The 19,914-nt window shown below is 65.7% G+C and carries 19 protein-coding genes; 14 read left to right on the top strand and 5 right to left on the bottom strand.

Annotated elements, in window-relative coordinates; all coding sequences use genetic code 11:
• The first annotated feature begins 13 nt into the window (after positions 1-13).
• From D8676_RS03725 to D8676_RS03755, 7 genes are all read left to right on the top strand, one after another.
• Positions 14-1,369: a UDP-glucose/GDP-mannose dehydrogenase family protein gene (locus tag D8676_RS03725; RefSeq protein WP_121579464.1), complete on the top strand. Its 1,356-nt coding sequence runs from the start codon at positions 14-16 to the stop codon at positions 1,367-1,369.
• Positions 1,370-1,483: 114 nt separating this feature from the next.
• Positions 1,484-2,386 (top strand): UTP--glucose-1-phosphate uridylyltransferase GalU, encoded by a 903-nt coding sequence (galU, locus tag D8676_RS03730; RefSeq protein ID WP_121579465.1) that lies wholly within the window; start codon positions 1,484-1,486, stop codon positions 2,384-2,386.
• A 1-nt stretch (position 2,387) separates the two neighbouring features.
• Positions 2,388-2,753: a hypothetical protein gene (locus D8676_RS03735; protein WP_121579466.1), complete on the top strand. Its 366-nt coding sequence runs from the start codon at positions 2,388-2,390 to the stop codon at positions 2,751-2,753.
• A gap of 227 nt (positions 2,754-2,980) precedes the next feature.
• Positions 2,981-4,300, top strand: coding sequence for an NAD(P)H-dependent oxidoreductase (locus tag D8676_RS03740; protein ID WP_121579467.1), 1,320 nt, complete (start codon positions 2,981-2,983; stop codon positions 4,298-4,300).
• 2 nt (positions 4,301-4,302) lie between these two features.
• Entirely contained in the window at positions 4,303-5,331 is a 1,029-nt protein-coding gene (locus tag D8676_RS03745) for a thiamine pyrophosphate-dependent dehydrogenase E1 component subunit alpha (RefSeq protein ID WP_121579468.1), read from the top strand.
• A 2-nt stretch (positions 5,332-5,333) separates the two neighbouring features.
• Positions 5,334-6,332: an alpha-ketoacid dehydrogenase subunit beta gene (locus D8676_RS03750; protein WP_121579469.1), complete on the top strand. Its 999-nt coding sequence runs from the start codon at positions 5,334-5,336 to the stop codon at positions 6,330-6,332.
• Positions 6,332-7,735 (top strand): pyruvate dehydrogenase complex dihydrolipoamide acetyltransferase, encoded by a 1,404-nt coding sequence (locus D8676_RS03755; RefSeq protein WP_121579470.1) that lies wholly within the window; start codon positions 6,332-6,334, stop codon positions 7,733-7,735. The genes D8676_RS03750 and D8676_RS03755 overlap by 1 nt, the downstream gene beginning before the upstream one ends.
• 32 nt (positions 7,736-7,767) lie before the next feature.
• Here the strand turns inward: D8676_RS03755 and D8676_RS03760 are convergent, their stop codons facing one another.
• Positions 7,768-8,439, bottom strand: coding sequence for an HAD family phosphatase (locus D8676_RS03760; RefSeq protein WP_121579471.1), 672 nt, complete (start codon positions 8,437-8,439; stop codon positions 7,768-7,770).
• 57 nt (positions 8,440-8,496) lie between these two features.
• Positions 8,497-9,135 (bottom strand): hypothetical protein, encoded by a 639-nt coding sequence (locus tag D8676_RS03765; protein ID WP_121579472.1) that lies wholly within the window; start codon positions 9,133-9,135, stop codon positions 8,497-8,499.
• A 183-nt stretch (positions 9,136-9,318) separates the two neighbouring features.
• On the opposite strand from D8676_RS03765, the gene D8676_RS03770 reads away from it, so the two are divergent.
• Genes D8676_RS03770 through ptsP form a run of 5 tightly spaced genes read left to right on the top strand, consistent with a single transcriptional unit; the run spans position 9,319 to position 14,056 of the window.
• Positions 9,319-9,756 carry a transcriptional regulator GutM gene (locus tag D8676_RS03770; RefSeq protein WP_121579473.1) on the top strand — a complete coding sequence of 146 codons (438 nt, stop codon included), beginning with the start codon at positions 9,319-9,321 and terminating at the stop codon, positions 9,754-9,756.
• 52 nt (positions 9,757-9,808) lie between these two features.
• Positions 9,809-10,606, top strand: coding sequence for a PTS glucitol/sorbitol transporter subunit IIC (locus D8676_RS03775; RefSeq protein WP_121579474.1), 798 nt, complete (start codon positions 9,809-9,811; stop codon positions 10,604-10,606).
• A 21-nt stretch (positions 10,607-10,627) separates the two neighbouring features.
• Entirely contained in the window at positions 10,628-11,641 is a 1,014-nt protein-coding gene (locus D8676_RS03780; protein WP_121579475.1) for a PTS glucitol/sorbitol transporter subunit IIB, read from the top strand.
• Between the two features lie 24 nt (positions 11,642-11,665).
• A complete protein-coding gene (locus D8676_RS03785) occupies positions 11,666-12,049 on the top strand; it encodes a PTS glucitol/sorbitol transporter subunit IIA (protein WP_121579476.1) in 384 nt (127 codons plus the stop codon).
• A 39-nt stretch (positions 12,050-12,088) separates the two neighbouring features.
• Positions 12,089-14,056 carry a phosphoenolpyruvate--protein phosphotransferase gene (ptsP, locus tag D8676_RS03790; protein ID WP_121579477.1) on the top strand — a complete coding sequence of 656 codons (1,968 nt, stop codon included), beginning with the start codon at positions 12,089-12,091 and terminating at the stop codon, positions 14,054-14,056.
• Here the strand turns inward: ptsP and D8676_RS03795 are convergent.
• Complete coding sequence (locus D8676_RS03795; protein ID WP_121579478.1) at positions 14,053-14,850, bottom strand: hypothetical protein; 798 nt, start codon at positions 14,848-14,850, stop codon at positions 14,053-14,055. The two genes, ptsP and D8676_RS03795, sit on opposite strands and share 4 nt — an antisense overlap.
• A gap of 275 nt (positions 14,851-15,125) precedes the next feature.
• Between D8676_RS03795 and D8676_RS03800 the strand changes: the two genes are divergently transcribed.
• Positions 15,126-16,106, top strand: coding sequence for a sugar-binding transcriptional regulator (locus tag D8676_RS03800; protein ID WP_121579739.1), 981 nt, complete (start codon positions 15,126-15,128; stop codon positions 16,104-16,106).
• A 44-nt stretch (positions 16,107-16,150) separates the two neighbouring features.
• On the opposite strand, the gene D8676_RS03805 is transcribed toward D8676_RS03800, so the two are convergent.
• Both D8676_RS03805 and hemN read right to left on the bottom strand, forming a co-directional pair.
• Positions 16,151-17,686, bottom strand: coding sequence for a VOC family protein (locus D8676_RS03805; RefSeq protein ID WP_121579479.1), 1,536 nt, complete (start codon positions 17,684-17,686; stop codon positions 16,151-16,153).
• 66 nt (positions 17,687-17,752) lie between these two features.
• Positions 17,753-19,099 carry an oxygen-independent coproporphyrinogen III oxidase gene (gene hemN, locus D8676_RS03810; protein WP_121579480.1) on the bottom strand — a complete coding sequence of 449 codons (1,347 nt, stop codon included), beginning with the start codon at positions 19,097-19,099 and terminating at the stop codon, positions 17,753-17,755.
• 313 nt (positions 19,100-19,412) lie between these two features.
• Between hemN and D8676_RS03815 the strand changes: the two genes are divergently transcribed.
• Complete coding sequence (locus D8676_RS03815) at positions 19,413-19,910, top strand: hemerythrin domain-containing protein (protein ID WP_348628995.1); 498 nt, start codon at positions 19,413-19,415, stop codon at positions 19,908-19,910.
• Positions 19,911-19,914 lie beyond the last annotated feature (4 nt).

Consider the following 19,914-nt stretch of genomic DNA (forward strand, 5'->3'; position numbering starts at 1 on the left):
AAAGGATCTGAACATGCGGATCACGATGATAGGCAGCGGCTATGTCGGCCTCGTCTCGGGCGCATGCCTGGCGGATTTCGGCCATGACGTCGTCTGCGTCGACAAGGACGAAGCCAAGGTCGCCGCGCTGAGGAGCGGGCAGATCCCGATCTTCGAGCCCGGCCTCGAGGACCTCGTTGAGAGCAACGTCGAGGCAGGCCGTCTGTCCTTCACGACCGACCTCGCCACGGGCGTCGAGGATGCCGAGGTCATCTTCATCGCCGTCGGCACCCCGGCTCGCCGCGGCGACGGTCATGCCGACCTCTCCTTCGTTTATGAGGCGGCGCGCTCGATCGCCCCGCTGCTGAAGAACTTCACTGTGGTCGTGACCAAGTCCACCGTGCCGGTCGGTACCGGAGACGAGATCGAGAAGATCATCAGGAAGGCGAACGCCGACGCCGATATCGCCGTCGTCTCCAATCCGGAGTTCCTGCGCGAGGGCGCCGCGATCGATGACTTCCGCCGGCCTGACCGCATCGTCGTCGGCCTGTCGGACGAGCGCGCCGAGGCGGTGATGACCGAGGTCTACCGTCCGCTCTACCTCAACCAGGCGCCGATGCTCTTCACCGGCCGCCGCACCGCCGAGCTGATCAAATATGCAGGCAATGCGTTCCTCGCGATGAAGATCACCTTCATCAACGAGATCGCCGACCTGTGCGAGCAGACCGGCGCCAATGTGCAGCAGGTCGCGCAGGGCATCGGCCTCGACAAGCGCATCGGCTCGAAGTTCCTGCATGCCGGCCCCGGCTATGGCGGCTCCTGCTTCCCGAAGGACACAGTGGCGCTGGCCAAGACCGCGCAGGACTATGGCAGTCCGCTGAGGCTGGTCGAGACGACGGTGGCAGTGAACACGGCGCGCAAGCGCTCCATCGCCCGCAAGATCGTCGCTGCCTGCGGCGGCGACGTCAGCGAGAAGAAGATCGCCATCCTCGGCCTCACCTTCAAGCCGAACACCGACGACATGCGCGAGTCGCCCTCGCTCACCATCATCCAAGCGCTGCAGGATGGTGGCGCCGAGATTTCGGCATACGACCCCGAAGGCATGCCGCAGGCGAAGTCGATGGTGGACAACGTCACCTTCGCCAAGGATCCCTACGATGCGGCGAAGGATGCCGACGCGCTGGTGATCGTCACCGAATGGAACGCTTTCCGCGCCATGGATTTCAAGCGCCTGCGGCAGGTGATGAAGACGCCGCTGCTGGTCGATCTCAGGAACATCTACCGCAAGGACGAGGTCAAGGGCCACGGCTTCGGCTATGTCGGCGTCGGGCGTCCGGCCGAAGACTATCTGAGCCCGGTGCGGCTCAGCGTGAAGGCCAACGCGTCGTAAGCTTCGGCGGTCGGCCAACGGTGTGATCGGCATGTGTCATGCTTGACCCATGCTGCAGACACCATAGCTTTTAGGAACTGGGTGGGCGGTGTTCAACAGGCGAGATGGAGCCTCATGAAAAGAGTCCGCAAGGCAGTATTTCCGGTAGCAGGGTTGGGGACGCGGTTTCTGCCGGCGACGAAGGCGGTGCCGAAGGAGATGCTGACGGTCGTCGACCGTCCTGTCATCCAGTATGTGGTCGATGAGGCGCGCGAGGCGGGCATCGAGCACTTCATCTTCGTGACCGGCCGCAACAAGGCGGTCATCGAGGATCATTTCGACATGCAGTTCGAGCTGAACCACACGCTGGCGCAGCGCGGCAAGGACGACCAGCTGGCCAAGCTGCAGCGGCTGCAGCCGCTGGCCGGGCAGACCAGCTTCACCCGCCAGCAGGAGCCGCTGGGTCTCGGCCACGCGGTCTGGTGCGCGCGCGAGCTGGTCGGCGACGAGCCGTTCGCGCTGCTTCTGCCCGACATGATCATGCAGTCCAGGAAGAGCTGCATGGCCGAGATGGTGGAGCTTTACGAAAACACCGGCGGCAACATCGTCGCGGTGCAGGAGTGCGATCCTGAAGAGGCGCACAAATACGGCATCGTCGGCAAGGGCGAGGCGGCGCATAACGGTTTCCGGATCACCGGGATGGTGGAGAAGCCGAAGCAGGGCACGGCGCCGTCGAACCTGTTCATCAACGGCCGCTACATCCTGCAGCCGGAGATCTTCTCGATCCTGGAGAACCAGGAACGGGGCGCCGGCAACGAGATCCAGCTCACCGACGGCATGCTGAAGCTTGAGAAGCAGCAGGGCTTCTACGGCTACCACTACCGCGGCCGCACCTTCGACTGCGGCTCGCCGGAAGGTTTTGTCGAGGCCAATGTGGCGTTTGCGCTGGCAAGGCCGGACCTCGCCCGCTCCATGGCCGACGTGATCGGCGATCTCCTGGAGGAGGCGGCCGTGCCGCCGCTCAAACAGGTCGGCTAGGATGGCAATCTTCGGATTCCGGACAAGGAATCCCGAACGGGACGACGCGACCGATGCGCGTCGTTTCGATCGCCTGGCGCGATTGCTCGACGAGATCTCGGACGAGATAGCGGTGGAGAGGTCCGGACTGGAGCGCCGCTACCGCTCGGCAACGACGGACGCGGCCTTCCTGGTCGAGGCGATGGAGAATGACGGCGCGGCCGACCGTTCCAACGACAGGGTGGAGGAACTGACGGCCTCGATCATCAATTGCGAGCGCCGGCTCGACGTCCTGTCGCGCCAGGTCTCGATCCTCGACGAGTTCCGCACGACTCTTTCCCAGCTTGCCAGGAAAGCGCCCTCCGATCCGGAGAAGTCGGCGCGCTAGCTCCGTTTGCGGCCGCGAGCCGGCGCCCGGCGGGCGTCTCGGCGGTTTCCGCATGGGTTGTTCCGTTCCGAGGTAGCCCCGTCCCGTCTTCCGGCCTACATCCAACGCACGGATTCCGACGGCCGGCGGGATTCGTTGTCAAATTTCGCTCTTTATGAACATTTCGCTTGATCGAAAGACATATGTTCACTAGGGATTGCTGGCCGCAGCTAGGAGGAGTTTAGCGGATGAGCATCAACATTTCCCCGACCGGCCTCGCGCGCGACCTCAGGGAACGCGGCAAATCGGGCAAGCCGATTCGCATCGGGCTCATCGGATCGGGCGAGATGGGCACCGACATCGTCACCCGCGTGGCGCATATGGACGGCATCGAGATCGGCGCCATCGCCGAACTCAACCTCCCGAACGCGGTGAAGGCGGTCGACATCGCCTACCAGGAAAAGGGCCATTCGGCCGAGGCCGGCAATGCCGGCGACCTGACCAGGGCGATGGAGTCAGGCAAGATCGCCGTCACCGGCGACGCCAGCCTCGTCATCGGCAACGATCTGATCGACGTGGTGATCGACGCGACCGGCGTGCCGGCGGTCGGCGCCGAGATAGGCCTGCGGGCCATGGAGCACGGCAAGCATCTCGTCATGATGAACGTCGAGGCCGACGTCACCATCGGTGCCTATCTGAAGAGCGAGGCCGACCGTCTCGGCGTCACCTATTCGCTGGGGGCCGGCGACGAGCCTTCCTCCTGCATGGAGCTGATCGAGTTCGTCTCCGCCATGGGCCATCCGATCGTGGCGGCCGGCAAGGGCAAGAACAATCCGCTCAACGTCGACGCCACGCCGCCCGCCTATGAGGAAGAGGCGGCGCGCCGGCACATGAACGTGCGCATGCTGGTCGAGTTCGTCGACGGCTCCAAGACCATGGTCGAGATGGCGGCGATCGCCAACGCCACCGGCCTGGTGCCCGACAAACCCGGCATGCACGGCCCTGCCGCGACGCTCGGCGAGCTGAACAAGACGCTGGTGCCCGAGAAGGATGGCGGCGTGCTGTCGAAGGTCGGCGTGGTCGACTATTCGATCGGCAAGGGCGTTGCGCCCGGCGTCTTCGTCATCGCCGACATGTCGCATCCGCGCGTCACCGAGCGCATGGAAGACCTGAAGATGGGCAAGGGTCCCTACTTCACCTTCCACCGGCCCTATCACCTCACCTCGCTCGAGGTGCCGCTCACCTGCGCCCGCGTGGTGCTCTACGGCAAGGCCGACATGGTGCCGCTGGCAAAGCCGGTCGCGGAAGTCTGCGCCGTTGCCAAGAAGGATCTGCAGCCCGGCGACACGCTCGATGCCATCGGCGAGTACTGCTACCGCGCCTGGATCATGACCGCGCCCGAGGCGCGCGCGGCGAAGGCCATTCCCTGCGGCCTGCTGCAGGGCGGCTCGGTGACCGCGCCGATCAGGAAGGGCGAACTCATCACCTACCAGAATGCGGCCCCCGCACCCGGTTCCAAGATCGCCGAGCTGCGCGCGCGCCAGGACAAGCTTGTCTACGGAGCATGAGCATGGCCACCGCGAGGAAGCTCGCCGACGAAACGCACTCCAACCTGCCCTTCGCCTACAGGCACTACGGTCCTGACGAGCTGAAGGAGGTGCTGCGCAAGATGTACCTCATCCGCCGCTTCGAGGAGGGCGCCGAGGACAGCTACATGCGCGGCCTCATCCACGGCACGATGCACCTCTCCATCGGCCAGGAAGCGAGCGCCATGGGCATCTGCATGCCGCTGACGGCGGAGGACCAGATCACCTCGACGCATCGCGGCCACGGCCACTGCATCGCCAAGGGCGCCGACGTGAAGCGGATGTTCGCCGAGTTCTTCGGCAAGACGACCGGCTATTGCAAGGGCCGCGGCGGCTCGATGCACATCGCCGACGTTTCGATGGGCAATCTCGGCGCCAACGGCATTGTCGCCGGCGGCATCCCGATCGCGGTCGGGGCTGCGCTTTCGGCCAAGAAGCTGAAGAACGGCAAGGTGGTCGTCTCCTTCTTCGGCGACGGCGCCAACAATGAAGGCGCCTTCCACGAGGCGCTCAACATGGCCTCCATCTGGAAGCTGCCGGTGATCTTCGTCTGCGAGAACAACGGCTACGGTATGTCGACCTCGACGGCGCGCTCGACCGCGGTGAAGAACATCGCCGACCGCGCCGCCGCCTATTCGATGCCCGGCGTCATCGTCAACGGCAACATCTTCTCCGAGGTCGCGGAGGCGTCGCATGCGGCGGTCGAGCGCGCCCGTGCGGGCGAAGGGCCGACGCTGATCGAGTCGAAGACCTATCGCTACCGCGGCCATTCCAAGAGCGACCGCAACCGCTATCGGAGCAAGGAGGAGATCGAGGACTGGATCTCCAACCGCGACCCGATCATGCTGTTCGAGGCCGATCTCAAGGAGTTCGGCATCATCGACGACAAGGGCATCGAGGCGATCCGCGAGGCGGTGCGCGCCGAGATCGAGGCCGGCATCGAGTTCGCCAAGGCGAGCCCGTCTCCCGACACCGCGGACCTGCAAGAATTCGTCTACACGGAGCCGGCCTGACCATGGACGCGATGCCGCGCGAGCTCAGCTATTCGCAGGCCATTCAGGAGGCCATGGCGATCGCCATGGAGGCCGACGAACGCGTCTTCCTGATGGGCGAGGACATCGGCGTCTATGGCGGCGCCTTCCAGGTGACCGGCGATCTCGTCGAGCGCTTCGGGGCCGACCGTGTGATGGACACGCCGATCTCCGAGCTCGGCGGCGCGGGTGTGGCGGTCGGCGCGGCGCTGACCGGCATGCGGCCGATCTTCGAGTTCCAGTTCTCCGACTTCGCCACGCTCGCCATGGAGCAGATCGTCAACCAGGCCGCCAAGATGCGCTTCATGCTGGGTGGCGAAGTCTCGGTGCCGGTGGTCATGCGCTTTCCGGCAGGCTCCGGCACGGGCGCTGCCGCGCAGCACAGCCAGAGCCTCGAAGCCTGGCTCGGCCACGTTCCGGGCCTGAAGGTCATCCAGCCGGCAACGCCGCACGACGCCAAGGGCATGCTGCTGGCGGCCGTCGCCGATCCCGACCCGGTGATGATCTTCGAGCACAAGCTGCTCTACAAGATGAAGGGCCATGTACCCGAGGGACACTACACCGTGCCGATCGGCAAGGCCGAGATCCGCCGCGAGGGCAGCGACCTCACCATCGTCGCGACCTCGATCATGGTGCACAAGGCGCTGGAAGCCGCCGAGACTCTTTCCGGCGAAGGCATCGACATCGAGGTGGTGGACCTGCGAACCATCCGGCCGATGGACAAGGCCACCATCATCGAGAGCGTGAAGAAGACCTCGCGCCTGCTCTGCGTCTACGAGGCGGTGAAGACGCTGGGCATCGGCGCCGAGGTGAGCGCCACCATCGCCGAGAGCGATGCCTTCGATTATCTGGATGCCCCGATCGTGCGGCTGGGCGGCGCCGAGACGCCGGTTCCCTACAATCCCGAGCTCGAGAAGGCGACGGTGCCGCAGGTTCCGGACATCGTGACCGCCGCACGCGACCTGGTGCGCGGAAAACGCTGATGCCCGTCGAAGTCATCCTGCCCAAGGTCGACATGGACATGGCGACCGGCCAGATCTCGCGCTGGTTCGTCGCCGAAGGCGCGACGGTGAAGCAGGGCGACCTGCTGTTCGAGATCGAGACCGACAAGGCGGCGATGGAGATCGATTCGCCGGCATCCGGCACCCTCCGCGACATCGTCGGCAAGGAAGGCGTGGATATTCCCGTGGGATCGCCGGTGGCGTGGATCTATGCCGAGGGCGAAACCGTGCAGGACATGGCTCCCACCTCCCCCTCTGCGGGGGGAGGTCGCGCCGAAGGCGCGGGTGGGGATGATACGCCCTCTACGCCGAATGCAAAGCCTGAGACGGCAACCCCCACCCCGGCGCTGCGCGCCGCCCCTCTCCTCAAGGGGGAGGGTGGAACCCGCGCCACGCCGCTTGCCCGCCGTATCGCGCGCGAAAACAATATTGCTTTGGCCGATATCGCCGGCTCCGGCCCGTATGGCCGCATTGTGCGCGCGGATGTCGAAGCCGCGGTCGCCGGCCTTTCCTCCCCCCTCCAGGGGGAGGTGGCGGCGAAGCGGACGGAGGGGATTGCCCCGGAAGGAACCGCCGTCGCGCCGAGCACCGGCTTTGCGACCCCACCCGACCGGCCTGCGCCGGCCGTCAAGCCGATGTCGGACGACGCGGTACTGAAGCTCTTCGAGGAAGGCTCCTACGAGCTCGTCCCGCACGACAACATGCGCAAGACCATCGCAAGGCGGCTGGTCGAGGCGAAGTCGACCATCCCGCACTTTTACCTGACGCTGGACTGCGAGATCGACGCGCTCCTGGCGCTGCGGACGCAGATCAACGCGGCCGCTCCGGTGAAGAAGACCGAGAAGGGCGAGGTTCCCGCCTACAAGGTCTCGGTCAACGACATGGTCATCAAGGCGATGGCGCTGGCGCTGCGAGACGTGCCGACCGCCAACGTGTCGTGGACCGAAACCGCCATGGTGCAGCACAAGCATGCCGATGTCGGCGTCGCCGTCTCCATCCCCGGCGGCCTAATCACGCCGATCATCCGCAAAGCGGACGAGAAGACGCTGTCGGTGATCGCCAACGAGATGAAGGACCTCGCCGCGCGTGCGCGCACCAAGAAGCTGAAGCCGGAGGAATACCAGGGCGGCACCACGGCGGTGTCCAATCTCGGCATGTTCGGCATCAAGGACTTTTCCGCGGTCATCAACCTGCCGCACGCGACGATCCTGGCGGTCGGCGCTGGCGAGGAACGGGCGGTGGTGAAGAACGGCGAGATCAAGATCGCCACCATCATGTCGGTGACGCTGTCGACCGATCATCGCGCCGTGGACGGCGCGCTCGGCGCCGAGCTTCTCGTCGCCTTCAAGCGCCACATCGAAAATCCGCTCGGGATACTGGTGTAGCTCCAGCCTCCTGCAAGGGGGGAGAGGCAGCGTCAGCCCAGGAAGCCGCGCGCCGTCAGCTCATCCCGCACGGCATCCCAGCTTGCGCAGGCGGTCACTGCGCCGCGTGACACCAGCCTGCTGCCATGGCCGTCATAGGTATGGCCGCCGCCGGTATAGCCGATGACCATCATTCCTGCGGCGACCGCGCCTTCGACGCCGAGCGGCGAATCCTCGATGACGGCGCAGTGCGACGGATCGGCTCCCATCTTCTCCGCCGCATAGAGGAAGATGTCGGGCGCCGGCTTGCCGTGTTTCACCATCGTCGAGCTGAACAGCGAATCTCCGAAATAGCCGGCGAGGCGGGTGATTTCGAGGCTGTGCCGTATCCGTTCGGGGGACGAGCCGGATGCCACGCATTTCCGGACCGACAGCCCGTCGAGAAAGCGTTTCAAGCCTTCCGTCTCGACAAGCTTCTCGGTGAACAGTCGTTTTGTCTCCGCCCAGATGTCCCCATGCGCATATTCGGGAATCTCGTGGCCGGTGAGTTCCTTGATCTTGACGATGATGTCGGCCTGCTTGAGCCCGATGCATTGTGCGATGATGTCGGCGCCGACGCCGTTCATGCCATGCCTGCCATAGACCCGCTCATAGGCTTCCGCCGCCAGCGGCTCGCTGTCGACGAGCACGCCGTCGCAATCGAAAATGACCAGTTTGTCTGCCACGAGAACGCGCCCCGATTTTATGCTTGAGTTGGGATGGATGGATTAGACGCGGCCCTGTCAGCGATGCGTCAGCCGGGGCTCGGCGAGCGACCCCAGCGCTTCCACGATCGCCGGGCGTGAGCGCGGATCGTCGGGAAGCAGCCAGTTGGGCTCGGCGCCGAGGAAGCGGTCGAGAAAGGCGACGGCATAGGCTGGCATTTCCGATGCGTTCTCGCGGTAGGACCACCATGTCCTGAGGTCGTCGGCGCATTTGTCGACCGCCGGCGCCTCGCCGAACTCCTGCTCATAGACTGCCGCGATCGCCGATACGCAGAAGTTCGTGTAGAGAAAACCTTCCGGCCAGAAGTCGACGATGTCGGCCATCTCGGGGTTGTTCGCGACCGCCGGCGCGCTAAGGCCCCGTTCCACGACCGTCGCCGGCTCCTGCCGGATCAGTTCGCGCAGCACCAGGCCGGCCGCGAAGATGACGAAGTCGGCGCGGTCGACCTTGGCGAAATCCTTCTTCGTCTCCATCGTCTCGACCCAGTCGAGGAAGGCCCGCGTCAGCTTCGCGTCGTCGATTTCGAAGCGCAGGCCGTAGGTCGAGGCGACGAGGCGGGCATGGCTGCGGAACGTCATGCGGAACCAGCGCAGACGGCGCAGCCGATGCCTGAGGTCAGGCATCAGCGCCAATTCGTCCTTGAAGCGCAGGTCCATCAGCATTCTCCCGTGGAGAGTCTTATCACCACCGGCCCAAACGATCCAAATCTGGTGATATGGTGCGGGCGACGGCGCTCGAAGAATTATACACATTGACATTCCGGAAAACAAATGTTCTGACATTAACGTGTTTCGCAGGCTGCCTGCCGGCGCTGCGAAACCGGCTTGGGAGGAAGCCTGATGGCCATCTGGCAATGGGGATTGCTGGCACTTTTCTGCGTGTGGGCGCTGCAGTCGCTCGGCGTCTGGCTTCAGATGCGGCACTACACCGACGTCTTCAAGGGCGTCACCAACCAGTTCAATGACGGGTTCGTCGGCGCCGGAAATTTCCGCGGCCGTTTTTCCAAGGGCACCATCGTCGTCATCGTGGTGACGCCCGACCTGATCGTGCGCCGCCTGCTCATCATGAGCGGCCGCACGGTGTTCACCAAGTTCCGCAGGCATGAAGAATTCGAGGGGATGACCCTCGATCAACTCCGGTCCAATCCCGCGGTGCTGGGAGAGGGGGAAACCGGTGTGGCCGAGGCCGTGAAACGTGCGATCGAGCAGATCGACCGCGCGCGGTCGGAGCCAGGGAGGCAGCCGGGCTTGTCCGGCTTGAACGTAGCTCGCGCATAGCGCAACCCCTTGCCGACAGGGACAGAGAGGCAAGGCGGCTGAAGGAGGAGAGATGTCAGTCTTTACAATGTTGGCACAGCACGCCGACATGGCCGTCCAGCACCTGCATGTGGCAGGCGCGATGGTCACGGACGCTGCTATACATCACGGCGCGGTCGGCATCGACCATGCGCGCGACAACCTCGTCGTGCTCGCACAGGCGAGCACGGATGCCCCGGCGGCGGCGGCTCCGTCTGCCAGTGACGGCATCTCCGTCGAGGAGTTCAAGAACAGGCTGCAGAACGTCCAGCAGGAAGAGCAGCTCGGCTGGCTGACCGCCGCCGGCAAATATTTCATCGGCATCTTCCAGAAGGGCGGCGAGGTGTTCGCCGGTTTCGTCACCGGCATCATCCCGACGCTGGTCGTGCTGATGACGGCCTTCTACGCAGTCACCGAACTGGTCGGCGAGCAGCGAGTGCACGGCATCGCCCGCGGCGCCGGCAAGATCGCGCTGACCCGCTACACCGTGCTGCCGGTCATCTCGGTCTTCTTCCTGACCAACCCGATGGCCTACACCTTCGGCTCGTTCCTGGAAGAAAAGCACAAGCCCGCCTTCTACGACGCCGCGGTGTCATATGTGCACCCGCCGCTCGGTCTCTTCCCGCACGTCAATCCCGGCGAATATTTCGTCTGGGGCGGCGTGCTCGTCGCGCTGCTCGAGCTCGAGCGTCAGGGCGCGGTCGCATCCGGCTACCATATCCAGGTCGCCATCTGGTACGCGATTGTCGGCCTGATCGTCATCCTGCTCAAGGGCATGCTCACCGAGCGGATCACGGCCATCATGGCCCGCCGCCAGGGCGTTGAACTGTAGTTCGGGGCCCGGGAGGACATCATGGCAAAGAAGTACAAGGCCGTAAAAATCACCCGCGGCTCGACCGGCTGGGGCGGTCCGCTGGTGATCGAACCCACGGAGCAGCGCAGCAAGGTCGTGTCGGTGACCGGCGGCGGCATCCATCCGCTCGCCGCGAGGATCGCCGAACTGACTGGTGCGGAAGCCGTCGACGGCTTCAAGGCGCCGCCGATCGAAAGCGAGATGGCGGTGGTCGTCGTCGACTGCGGCGGCACCGCGCGCTGCGGCGTCTATCCGCGCAAGCGCATCCCGACCGTCAACCTGACGCCGGTCGGTCAGGCTGGGCCGCTTGCCCAGTTCATCACCGAGGACATCTACGTGTCCGGCGTGAAGCCCGAAAACATAACGATGGCTGACGGGTCCGAAACCGTCACGGCTGCAGGGGAGTCAGCTGAGTTGAGCACCGCACCAACCGATTCGCCGGCGGTGAAGGCCGCCAACGCCGCTCCGGAAGTGGAGGGCGGGCTGGTCGGTTTGATCAGCTCGATCGGCCGCGTGATGGGCCGGGTCGTCGGCATCTTCTTCAATGCCGGCCGCCGCACCATCGATCAGGTCGTGCGCAACGTGCTGCCGTTCATGGCGTTCGTGACGATGCTGATCGGCCTGATCCTCTACACCGGCATCGGCGACCTGCTCGCTCAGCCGATGGGTCCGCTCGCCAACAACATCGTCGGTCTCTTGATCATCTCGGCCATCTGCGGCCTGCCGTTCCTGTCGCCGATCCTCGGCCCGGGCGCGGTGATCGCGCAGGTGATCGGCGTCGCCATCATCGGCCCGCAGATCGCCAACGGCACAATCTCGCCGGCGATGGCGCTGCCGGCGCTGTTCGCCTACAACACGCAGGTGGGCTGCGACTTCGTCCCGGTCGGCCTGGCGCTTGGTGAGGCCAAGCCCAAGACGATCGAGATCGGCGTGCCGGCGGTGCTCATCAGCCGCCAGATCATGGGCCCGGTCTCGGTCCTGATCGCCTGGCTGTTCAGCCTCGTCGTACTCTAAGAAAAACAAGAAGGATTCCGCCGCATGTCTGTATTCCTGAAGACACGGGTCACCGAGATCGGACCCGAAGTGGCGGACCTCGCGGAAGGCGGCGTGGTCATCCTGTTCGCGGATGGCTCGCCGCCGGAACTCGCCGAAGTCTCGGTCCTGCACAGGACCGAGAGCGGCCCCAGCGACGACGCACCGAGCAAGGGTGCGTCGATCGCGATCGGCGGTCTCTCCGCCACCATCACCGCCATCGGCCCCAGCGCCTGGGCCAAGGTGCGCGAGATCGGCCATGTGGTGATCAATTTCAACGGCGCGGCGGAAGCCGAGCGGCCGGGCGAAATCTGCGCCTCCGAGGTCGACACGGAAGCGCTTGTCGCCGAATTGAAGGCCGGCGCGGTCATCGTTTTGGCCGCCGCCTGATTTAGACAGCGGTTCGCAGAAGCCAGTAAGGTAATTCGGATGGAACGCTCGACGATCGTCAGAGTGCATGAAGGGCTGCATGCGCGTCCCGCGACGCGCTTCGTCAGGCTCGCCAAGAGCTTCGAGTCCGACGTCGAGATCGTCAAGGAAGGCAAGGCCGTCAGCGCCAAGAGCTCGGTCAAGCTGATGCTGCTTTCGGTCAAGGAGAACCAGGAAGTCACCGTGCGCGCTAACGGCGCCGATGCGGCCGAGGCCGTCGAGGCGCTGATCGGCTATCTTGAGAACCCGCGCTCCGGCCTCGACGAGGAGGACGGGGCCGAGACCGCTCCGGCGGTCGAGGCGGCGGCGCCGGGAAAGGCCACGATCGCGGCGGTGTCGCCTGATGCGGATGACGGACGCCTGCATGGGATCGCGGCAAGCGAAGGAGCCGCCATCGGCCCGGCCTTCGCGCATTTTCCCAAAGAGATCGAGCAACAGCCTCGCACCCTGGCCGCTGAGGAGATCGCGCGCGAGATCGAGCGCCTCGGCACGGCCGTCACAACCGTACGCGCTCGCATGGCGAAGGCGCTTGCCGACGCCTCGCTGGCCGAAAGCGACCGCGCCATCGTCGCCGCGCTGATGGATATAGCCGGCGACGAGGCCCTGATCGGCCACGCCGAGGGCCTCGTCCGGAAGGGCATCGATGCCGTGTCCGCCGTGATCGGCGCGACCGAGGCGACGGCGGCCGAATTCAGCGCCGTCGAGGACGTCTACCTCGCGGCGCGTACTGACGACATAAACGCGGTGGGTCGCCAGATCGCCCTTGCGCTGCTCGGCGAGGAGGAGGCCGACCTGTCCAGCATCCCCTCGGGAGCAGTGCTGATCGCCGACGACATCGGCGCCTGGGACCTTGCCCGCGCGCCGCTGAAGCGGATCGGCGGCATCGTCTGCGGCAAGGGCGGCGCGACCTCGCATATCGCCATCATCGCGCGCTCGCACGGCATTCCCGCGGTGCTTGGCCTCGGCGAGCGCGTCCGCGAAGTCGCCGCAGCGAAGGAGATCGCCATCGACGGCGCCAGGGGCTGGGTGTCCGCCGACCCCGACGATGCCACGCGTTCGGAGATCGTCAGGCTCGCCGAAGACGCCGAGAAGGAGCGTGCGGCCCTTGCGGCGTTCAAGGACACGGTTCCGAGGCGCGCCGACGGAACCGTGATCGAAGTCGCCGCCAATCTCGGCTCGCTGGAAGAAATCGATCCGGCCAGGGAAGCCGGGGCGATGGGCGTCGGCCTGTTCCGTACCGAGCTTCTCTTCATGCGGCATACGCATCTGCCGTCGGAGGATCTGCAGGCCGAGACTTACGGCACGCTCGCCAGGGCCTTCGCGCCCTATCCGGTGATCATCCGCACGCTCGATATCGGCGGCGACAAGCCGGTCGCCGGCATCGAGTTTCCGGAAGAGGAAAATCCGTTCCTCGGCTGGCGCGGCATCCGCATGTGCCTCGACCGTCCCGACATCTTCAAGACGCAGTTGAAGGCGCTGCTGCGCGTCGCCGTCCATGGCAACGTCAAGGTCATGCTGCCGATGGTGTCCGAGATCGCCGAGGTCGAGCGGACCAAGGCGCTGATCGAGGAATGCGCCGCCGAACTGGCGGCCGCCGGCACGCCCTTCGCGCGGTTCGAACTGGGCGTCATGATCGAGACGCCGGCGGCGGTGCTGATCGCGCCCGAGCTCGCCAGGCACGTCGCCTTCTTCTCCATCGGCACCAACGACCTGACGCAGTACATCATGGCGGCCGACAGGCTGCATCCGGCGGTGGCGAGGCTGAACGACGTAACCAATCCGGCGGTGATGACGGCGATCGGGATGACGGCGAAGGCAGCCGTGGAGGCGGGCATCATGGTCGGCATGTGCGGGGAGGCCGCCGGCCGCGCCGACCTCATTCCGCAATTCATCAAGATGGGGCTCACCGAACTGTCGATGAGCCCGTCTTCGATACAGCGCGCCAAGAAGGCGATCGCGGAGCTTTAGTTGAGATGGGTGAGCAGGCTGGCGAAGAGCGGCGTCAGTTGTTTCACCCGGTCGCCGCTGTTGAGCGCGGCGTGAATACGGTCGGCGCGGGCATCCACAGCCAGCACCGCGATCTCCATCAGTTCGGGGCCGGCGGCGCCCTCCATGTCGAGCGTGGCGAGGCCGCAGGCTATCGCAATGGCGGCGAGGCAGTTGATCGCGATCGTGTGGCCGGCGTCGATGGCGTCCGGCTCGGGGGCGGGCAGCTTGATGGGCTCCTGCCGGACGAGTTCGACGAACAGCGAGGCCGACAGGGCCGCCACCAGCGCAACGCGCTCGTCCCGACCGGTCTCGGCATGCAACCGGGCAATCAGGACGGCGTCGCGTTTCTCGAGTGCGCCATGCACCGCGGCGAAATCTGTTTCCCGGATGCGGAAGTCGTTGAGGCTCTTCTGCTCGAGCACCAGCTTGGCCAGCCGGTAGAGGTCGCGGCGGAATGCGCGCTCGCCGTGGAGGGCCGAATCGCCCGTCGCCCGAAAATAGGATTGCAGCGGCTGTGGGCCGGAGACGAGCGGTGCGCCGGGGGCCTTGTGCGGTGCAAGGCTCTCCGCCAGCGACATCACGTCGTCGAAGGCGCTGACGGCATGGCCGAGCAGCCCTTCTATCCCGCGGATCGGGAACGGCTGCTCCTTTGCCGCCGGTGGCACCGGCCTGCCCGAAACATGGTCGTGACGATGCTGGCGGACGATGGTGCGAAGGTCTCGCAGCCCGTCCTTCACCCGGATTCTGACGTCCTCCGAAAGTTCTCGCAGCATGTCGTTTCCTTACCCAACCGAGCCATGGGCTCTGGTCCCCATAATATAGGCATTCGAGTCGCCGCGATACCAGCCAGAGCGTGCTCATGCCGCCGTCGAGCCTCATCCGTTGGGAGCAGCGACGCGAAAACCCCATTGCGCTTTTGCCCCTCCATGCGGTCTAAGCTGTCGGCCCGGCGAACGATCCGGCGCGCAGGTGGTCGTGTGCGGCGGGACAGTGGTCGGACATTGCGGGGAATTCCATGGTGAAACGCGCGAACCACGCCAACGGGCGCATGAAATCCGCCGGCGCCGATGATTCGGGCGCGCCGGTGAGCGACCGGCGTGCCGACAGGCTGCGGATACGTGCCGCCTGGATGTATTTCATCGAGCAGATGACTCAGAACGAGATCGCCGACGTGCTGGGCGTCGGCCGTATCACGGTTGTTCGCATGCTTGCCGAGGCGCGGGCGCGCAACGAGGTGAAGATCGCCATCGAGGGCGACCTGGCCGAGATCGTCAGGCTGGAGCGTGCGCTGGAACATGCGTTCGGCCTGCAGCAGGCGATCGTCGCCCCGCTGTCGCACGCCGATGCGGACCCCATACCGGCGATCAGCGCCAGGACGGGATCCTTCCTTTCCGAGGCCATGCGCCCCGGCATGCGCGTCGGCGTCGGCTGGGGCCGCACCCTGTTCAGCGCGCTGTCCTTCATCAATCCGAAGACGCTGCCCGACTTCAAGGTCATTTCGCTGCTCGGTGGCGTCGGCGTGGCGCGCCAGATCAACCCGGCCGAATTCGCCTGGCGTTTCGCCCAGGCCTTCCAGGGCGAGGGCTATCTGATCCCGGCCCCGGCGGTGGTCGACAGCGTCGAGACCAAGACCGCGCTCGTCGAGCGCTGCGGTCTGCAGGAGCTGTTCCGCATGACGGAAGACCTCGACGCGGTGCTGCTCAGCATCGGCGGCATCGCCTCGGCGACCACCTTCTATCGCGGCGGCTTCCTGAAGGATGCCGAGCGCGAGGCGCTGGTGGCGCGCGGGGCGGTGGGCGACGTGCTCTTCCATTTCTTCGACAGGAACGGCGAGCTTGTCGACCACCCGATCAACAGTCTGGTGATGTCGGTCGATGTCGACCGGCTGCGCAAGGCCCCGATCCGCATCCTGACGTCGGGCGGGCCGGAGAAGACCGAGGCGCTGGTCGGCGCGATGAAGCTGCTGGCGCCGACGGTGCTGATCACGGACGAGGAAAGCGCCAAGCGGATGCTCGACCTCGGCGACTGAGGTCGGCGCGACGCCTTTAGCGCGACTTGCCTGTCTGCCGCTGGCTATCGTTCATCGAACCATTTCGCCGCAATCTCTGCGTCCGCCGCTTCCAGTTGATGCCCGGCATCGACGGTCCTTGCATCGACGGTGGCGCCGCATCGCGCCAGCCATGCATCGAGTTCCGGGCCGCGCTTGCCGAACGGATCGTGTGCGCCGGCGATGGTCAGCACCCAGGCGTTTGTGAGGTCTGCTTCCGGCAGGCTGTCCAGCACCGGGATTGCGCGCAGCAAAATGGCCTGGCGTATCGTGCCGGGCTGCAACGCCATCACGGCGGCCGCGAAATTGGCGCCGTTCGAATAGCCGAGGAAGGTCATTCGGGCCGGATCGAGGCCGTAGCCGGAGACGGCGCCGTCGACGAAGGCCGCGAAGGCTTCCGCCTCGGAGCGGATATCGTCCTGGTCGAAGCTTGTCATGGTCAGGCGGCGGAACCAGCGCATCGAGCCTTCCTCGACGCTGCGTCCGCGTACCCCAAGCAAGGTGGCGCGCGGCGCGATCCTGTGCGCCAGCGGCATCAGGTCGGCCTCGCTGCCGCCGGTGCCGTGAAGCAGGACCAGCGTGCTGCCGTCAGCATCGTCAGGCGTGAAGAAGCGATGGATGAAGGGAAGTTCGCGCCTCGGCATCCTTGCGTCGCCCGGCAGCGCGAACTGCGGCAGCATCACCTCGATGTCGCCCGCGCGGCCGGCATCGCGCGGCGGCGTGAACAACGTCTCGCCGAGCTGCTCGGGTGGCTCGTCGATGGTGAAGCCGGGACCGTCCGTCGCCAGCTCGAACAGTGTGCCGCCTGGTTCGCGCACATAGAGCGACGTGAAATATTTGCGGTCGTGGAAATTGGTGGGCGATGAGTTGAGGCGGGAAAACCCGGCCTCGGCCGCGCGTACGGCCGGAACATCCGCCGCGCGGAAGGCGACATGGTCGGCGGTGCCCGTTCCGGGGATGCCGGGCACGTAGCCGGAGGCGTCGCGTATGTCGACCGCGTCGGTGTCTGAGAGCATCCGCCGGCTGTTGCCGTCGGCGGGACCTGGCCGGTAGCCGAAGCGCTCGACGAAGGCTGCGGTCTCCTCCGGCGTTTCGGTCAGGATGGTCACGCCGCGCAACCGCCGGATGGCCGTGTCGGCGTCGCCCCATGGCTCCGCGGCGGGCAGATCGACGCCGACCAGCTTGACGATGACGCCGTCAGGATCCTTCAGCCGCAGCACGGGTTCGCCGAATTCGCGCGAGGGACCGGTAACGGCAATGCCGTGGCGAAGCGCCCGCGTCATCCAGTCGCCGATGCTTGCCGGCGGCACTGCGAAGGCCACTTCCGAAACCTGGCCGTTGCCCGTGCGTCCGGACGCACCGTCCTCCCAGACCAGGAAGGTGATCAGCGAACCCGGCGATCCCAAGCGGTCGCCGTAGAAAAGGTGGAGTTGCTCGGCGTCCTCGAACCCGCCGGTGCGCTTGACCAGGCGAAGCCCGAGAAAGCCGACATAGAAGTCGACATTCGCCTGCACGCGCTGGGTGATCAGGGTGACGTGATGTATGCCGGTGGAAAAAGCCATAGTCCTGCACTGTCCGAAGCTTGCCGCTTCGGCCAGACTAGCCGCCTTTACCGGCGACTGCGAGCGTCAGACGGCCGCAGAGTGCCGGCTTTGCCGTTGCGCCAGATATCGGTCGAAATTTGCGGCGATCGCGCGCACGACGATCCGGTCGTCATCGTCCACGACGAAATGATCGCCGTCCCGCCTGAGGCCCGTCGAGTTCTGCGCAAGGAGCGAGGCCTCGGCAACCACTTCCGCGCCCGTTGCGCCGAAGCGCCGGATCGCCTCGCTGGCGGAGAAGGCGAGATCGCACATCAGCCGCTCGATCACCCAGCCTCGCGCGCGGTCGTCGTCGGACAGCGCGATGCCGCGGGCAATGGCCAGCAATCCCTTCGATACGCGGCGGCCATATTCGCCCGTCGACGGCTCGTTCTGGGCGTAGCCCTGCATATACTGGCTGATCGACGACGGGCCGAGACCGATGATCGTCCCGCAGCGTTCGTCGGTGTAGCCCTGGAAGTTGCGGCGCAGGCGCCCTTCGCGCGCGGCCTCGGCGAGACTGTCCTCCGGCAGCGCAAAATGATCTATGCCGATCCGCGCATAGCCGCGGGAGGCGATCGATTGCGCGGCGGCCATCGCCTGCGCCAGCCGCGCTGTCGCACCCGGCAGCGTGGCGTCGTCGATCATGGTCTGGTGCTTCTTGAACCATGGCACATGGGCGTAGCCGAAAAGCGCGATCCGGTCCGGCTCCAGCGAGAGCGCCTTGTCGACGGTCGCAATCAATGTCTCCACGCTCTGGAAAGGCAGGCCGTAGAGCAGGTCGAGGTTGACGGAGCCGACGCCTCGCGCGCGCAGCCCGTCGACCACCGCCGCGGTGGTTTCAAAGCTCTGCATCCTGTTGATCGCCCGCTGCACGCGCTCGTCGAAATCCTGGACGCCGAGGCTGGCGCGCGTCAGGCCGATCTCGGCGAGCGCATCCAGCTTCTCGCCGTCCATGTCGTTGGGGTCGATCTCGACGCTCAGGCTTGCGTCGGGCGTCATCTTGAAACAGGCGTCGAGCTTCCGCCGCAAGGCGCGGAGATCGTCGGGCTTCAGCATCGTCGGCGAGCCGCCGCCCAGATGGATCGCCGCCACGCTGTTGCGCCCGGCGATGCGGCGGCCGACCGTCTCGATCTCGCAGTGGAGCGCGGCGAGGTAGTCGGCCACCGGCTCGTAACGCAGCGTCTGCTTGGTGTGGCAGGCGCAGAACCAGCACAGCTTGTCGCAGAAGGGGATGTGCAGGTAGAGCGACACCGCCTCGCCATCGGGCATCGCGTCGAGCCATTGCCCGACGGTGTCGGAGGTGACCTCCGGATGGAAATGCGGCGCCGTCGGATAGCTCGTATAGCGCGGAACGTTCGCTTCGATGAGGCGGTGGCTGGGAACGGTCGACATGATCGGACTGGATAATCTCCGCGTCGGGCAGCGGGTCAGCCCGTCACAAGGTCACGCCTCCGCCTGCCGGTTGGCAGCTTTTCGCACGCGCCTCACCGCAACGGGTTGATCAAGATCAAGTCGCGCGACTTGCAGCGGCTCTACGACAGGTCATTCCGAAAGGTGCTCTGGTGATCGATCTTCTTCGCCCTGCACTTCGGCATGGTCCACCGCCGGCATTCTCGACGCGCTCAGACGCGTACCGTTCGCGTGAGCCTGCCGGAGAACGGCGCTGCTCCAGACACCTTGACGAAAGGAACTGGAGGAAGATGCCATGAACGAAAACAAATCGGCATCGAGATGCGCCCGGATGGACGAATGCGTGGCGAGCGGCGCATGCTCGCCGGCGCGGTTCGTTCCGTGCATCGACATGGCGAGGGCGCATAGGCAGAAGCTGAAACTTTGCGATACGCTGGAGGCGATAGCGGACGATCTTCCGTCCCGGGTCGATCGGCTGCAATGCCTGGCGGTTGCGAACAGTCTCGTGCCGCTGCTCAGGGAATGCCATCGCTTCGAGGAGGAGATCGTCTTTCCGGCCTTCGCGCGAATGCACGGCGCCGACAAGATCGTCGCCAGGCTCATCGCGGAGCATCTCGAGGATGATTGCGCCGCCGAGGACCTCAGCGAGGTCCTGCTGGCGCACGGCCACGGGCAGCCGATCGAGAATCCGGAAGCCTTCGGCTACATGCTGCGCGCGCTTTTCGAATCGATGCGCCGCCACATCGCCTTCGAACGTGACCATGTGCTGCCCGCCGTGAGCAGCGTCGACTGAACGG

Origin of the sequence: Mesorhizobium sp. YM1C-6-2 (assembly GCF_003666685.1) — a bacterium.
Lineage (GTDB): Bacteria > Pseudomonadota > Alphaproteobacteria > Rhizobiales > Rhizobiaceae > Mesorhizobium_K.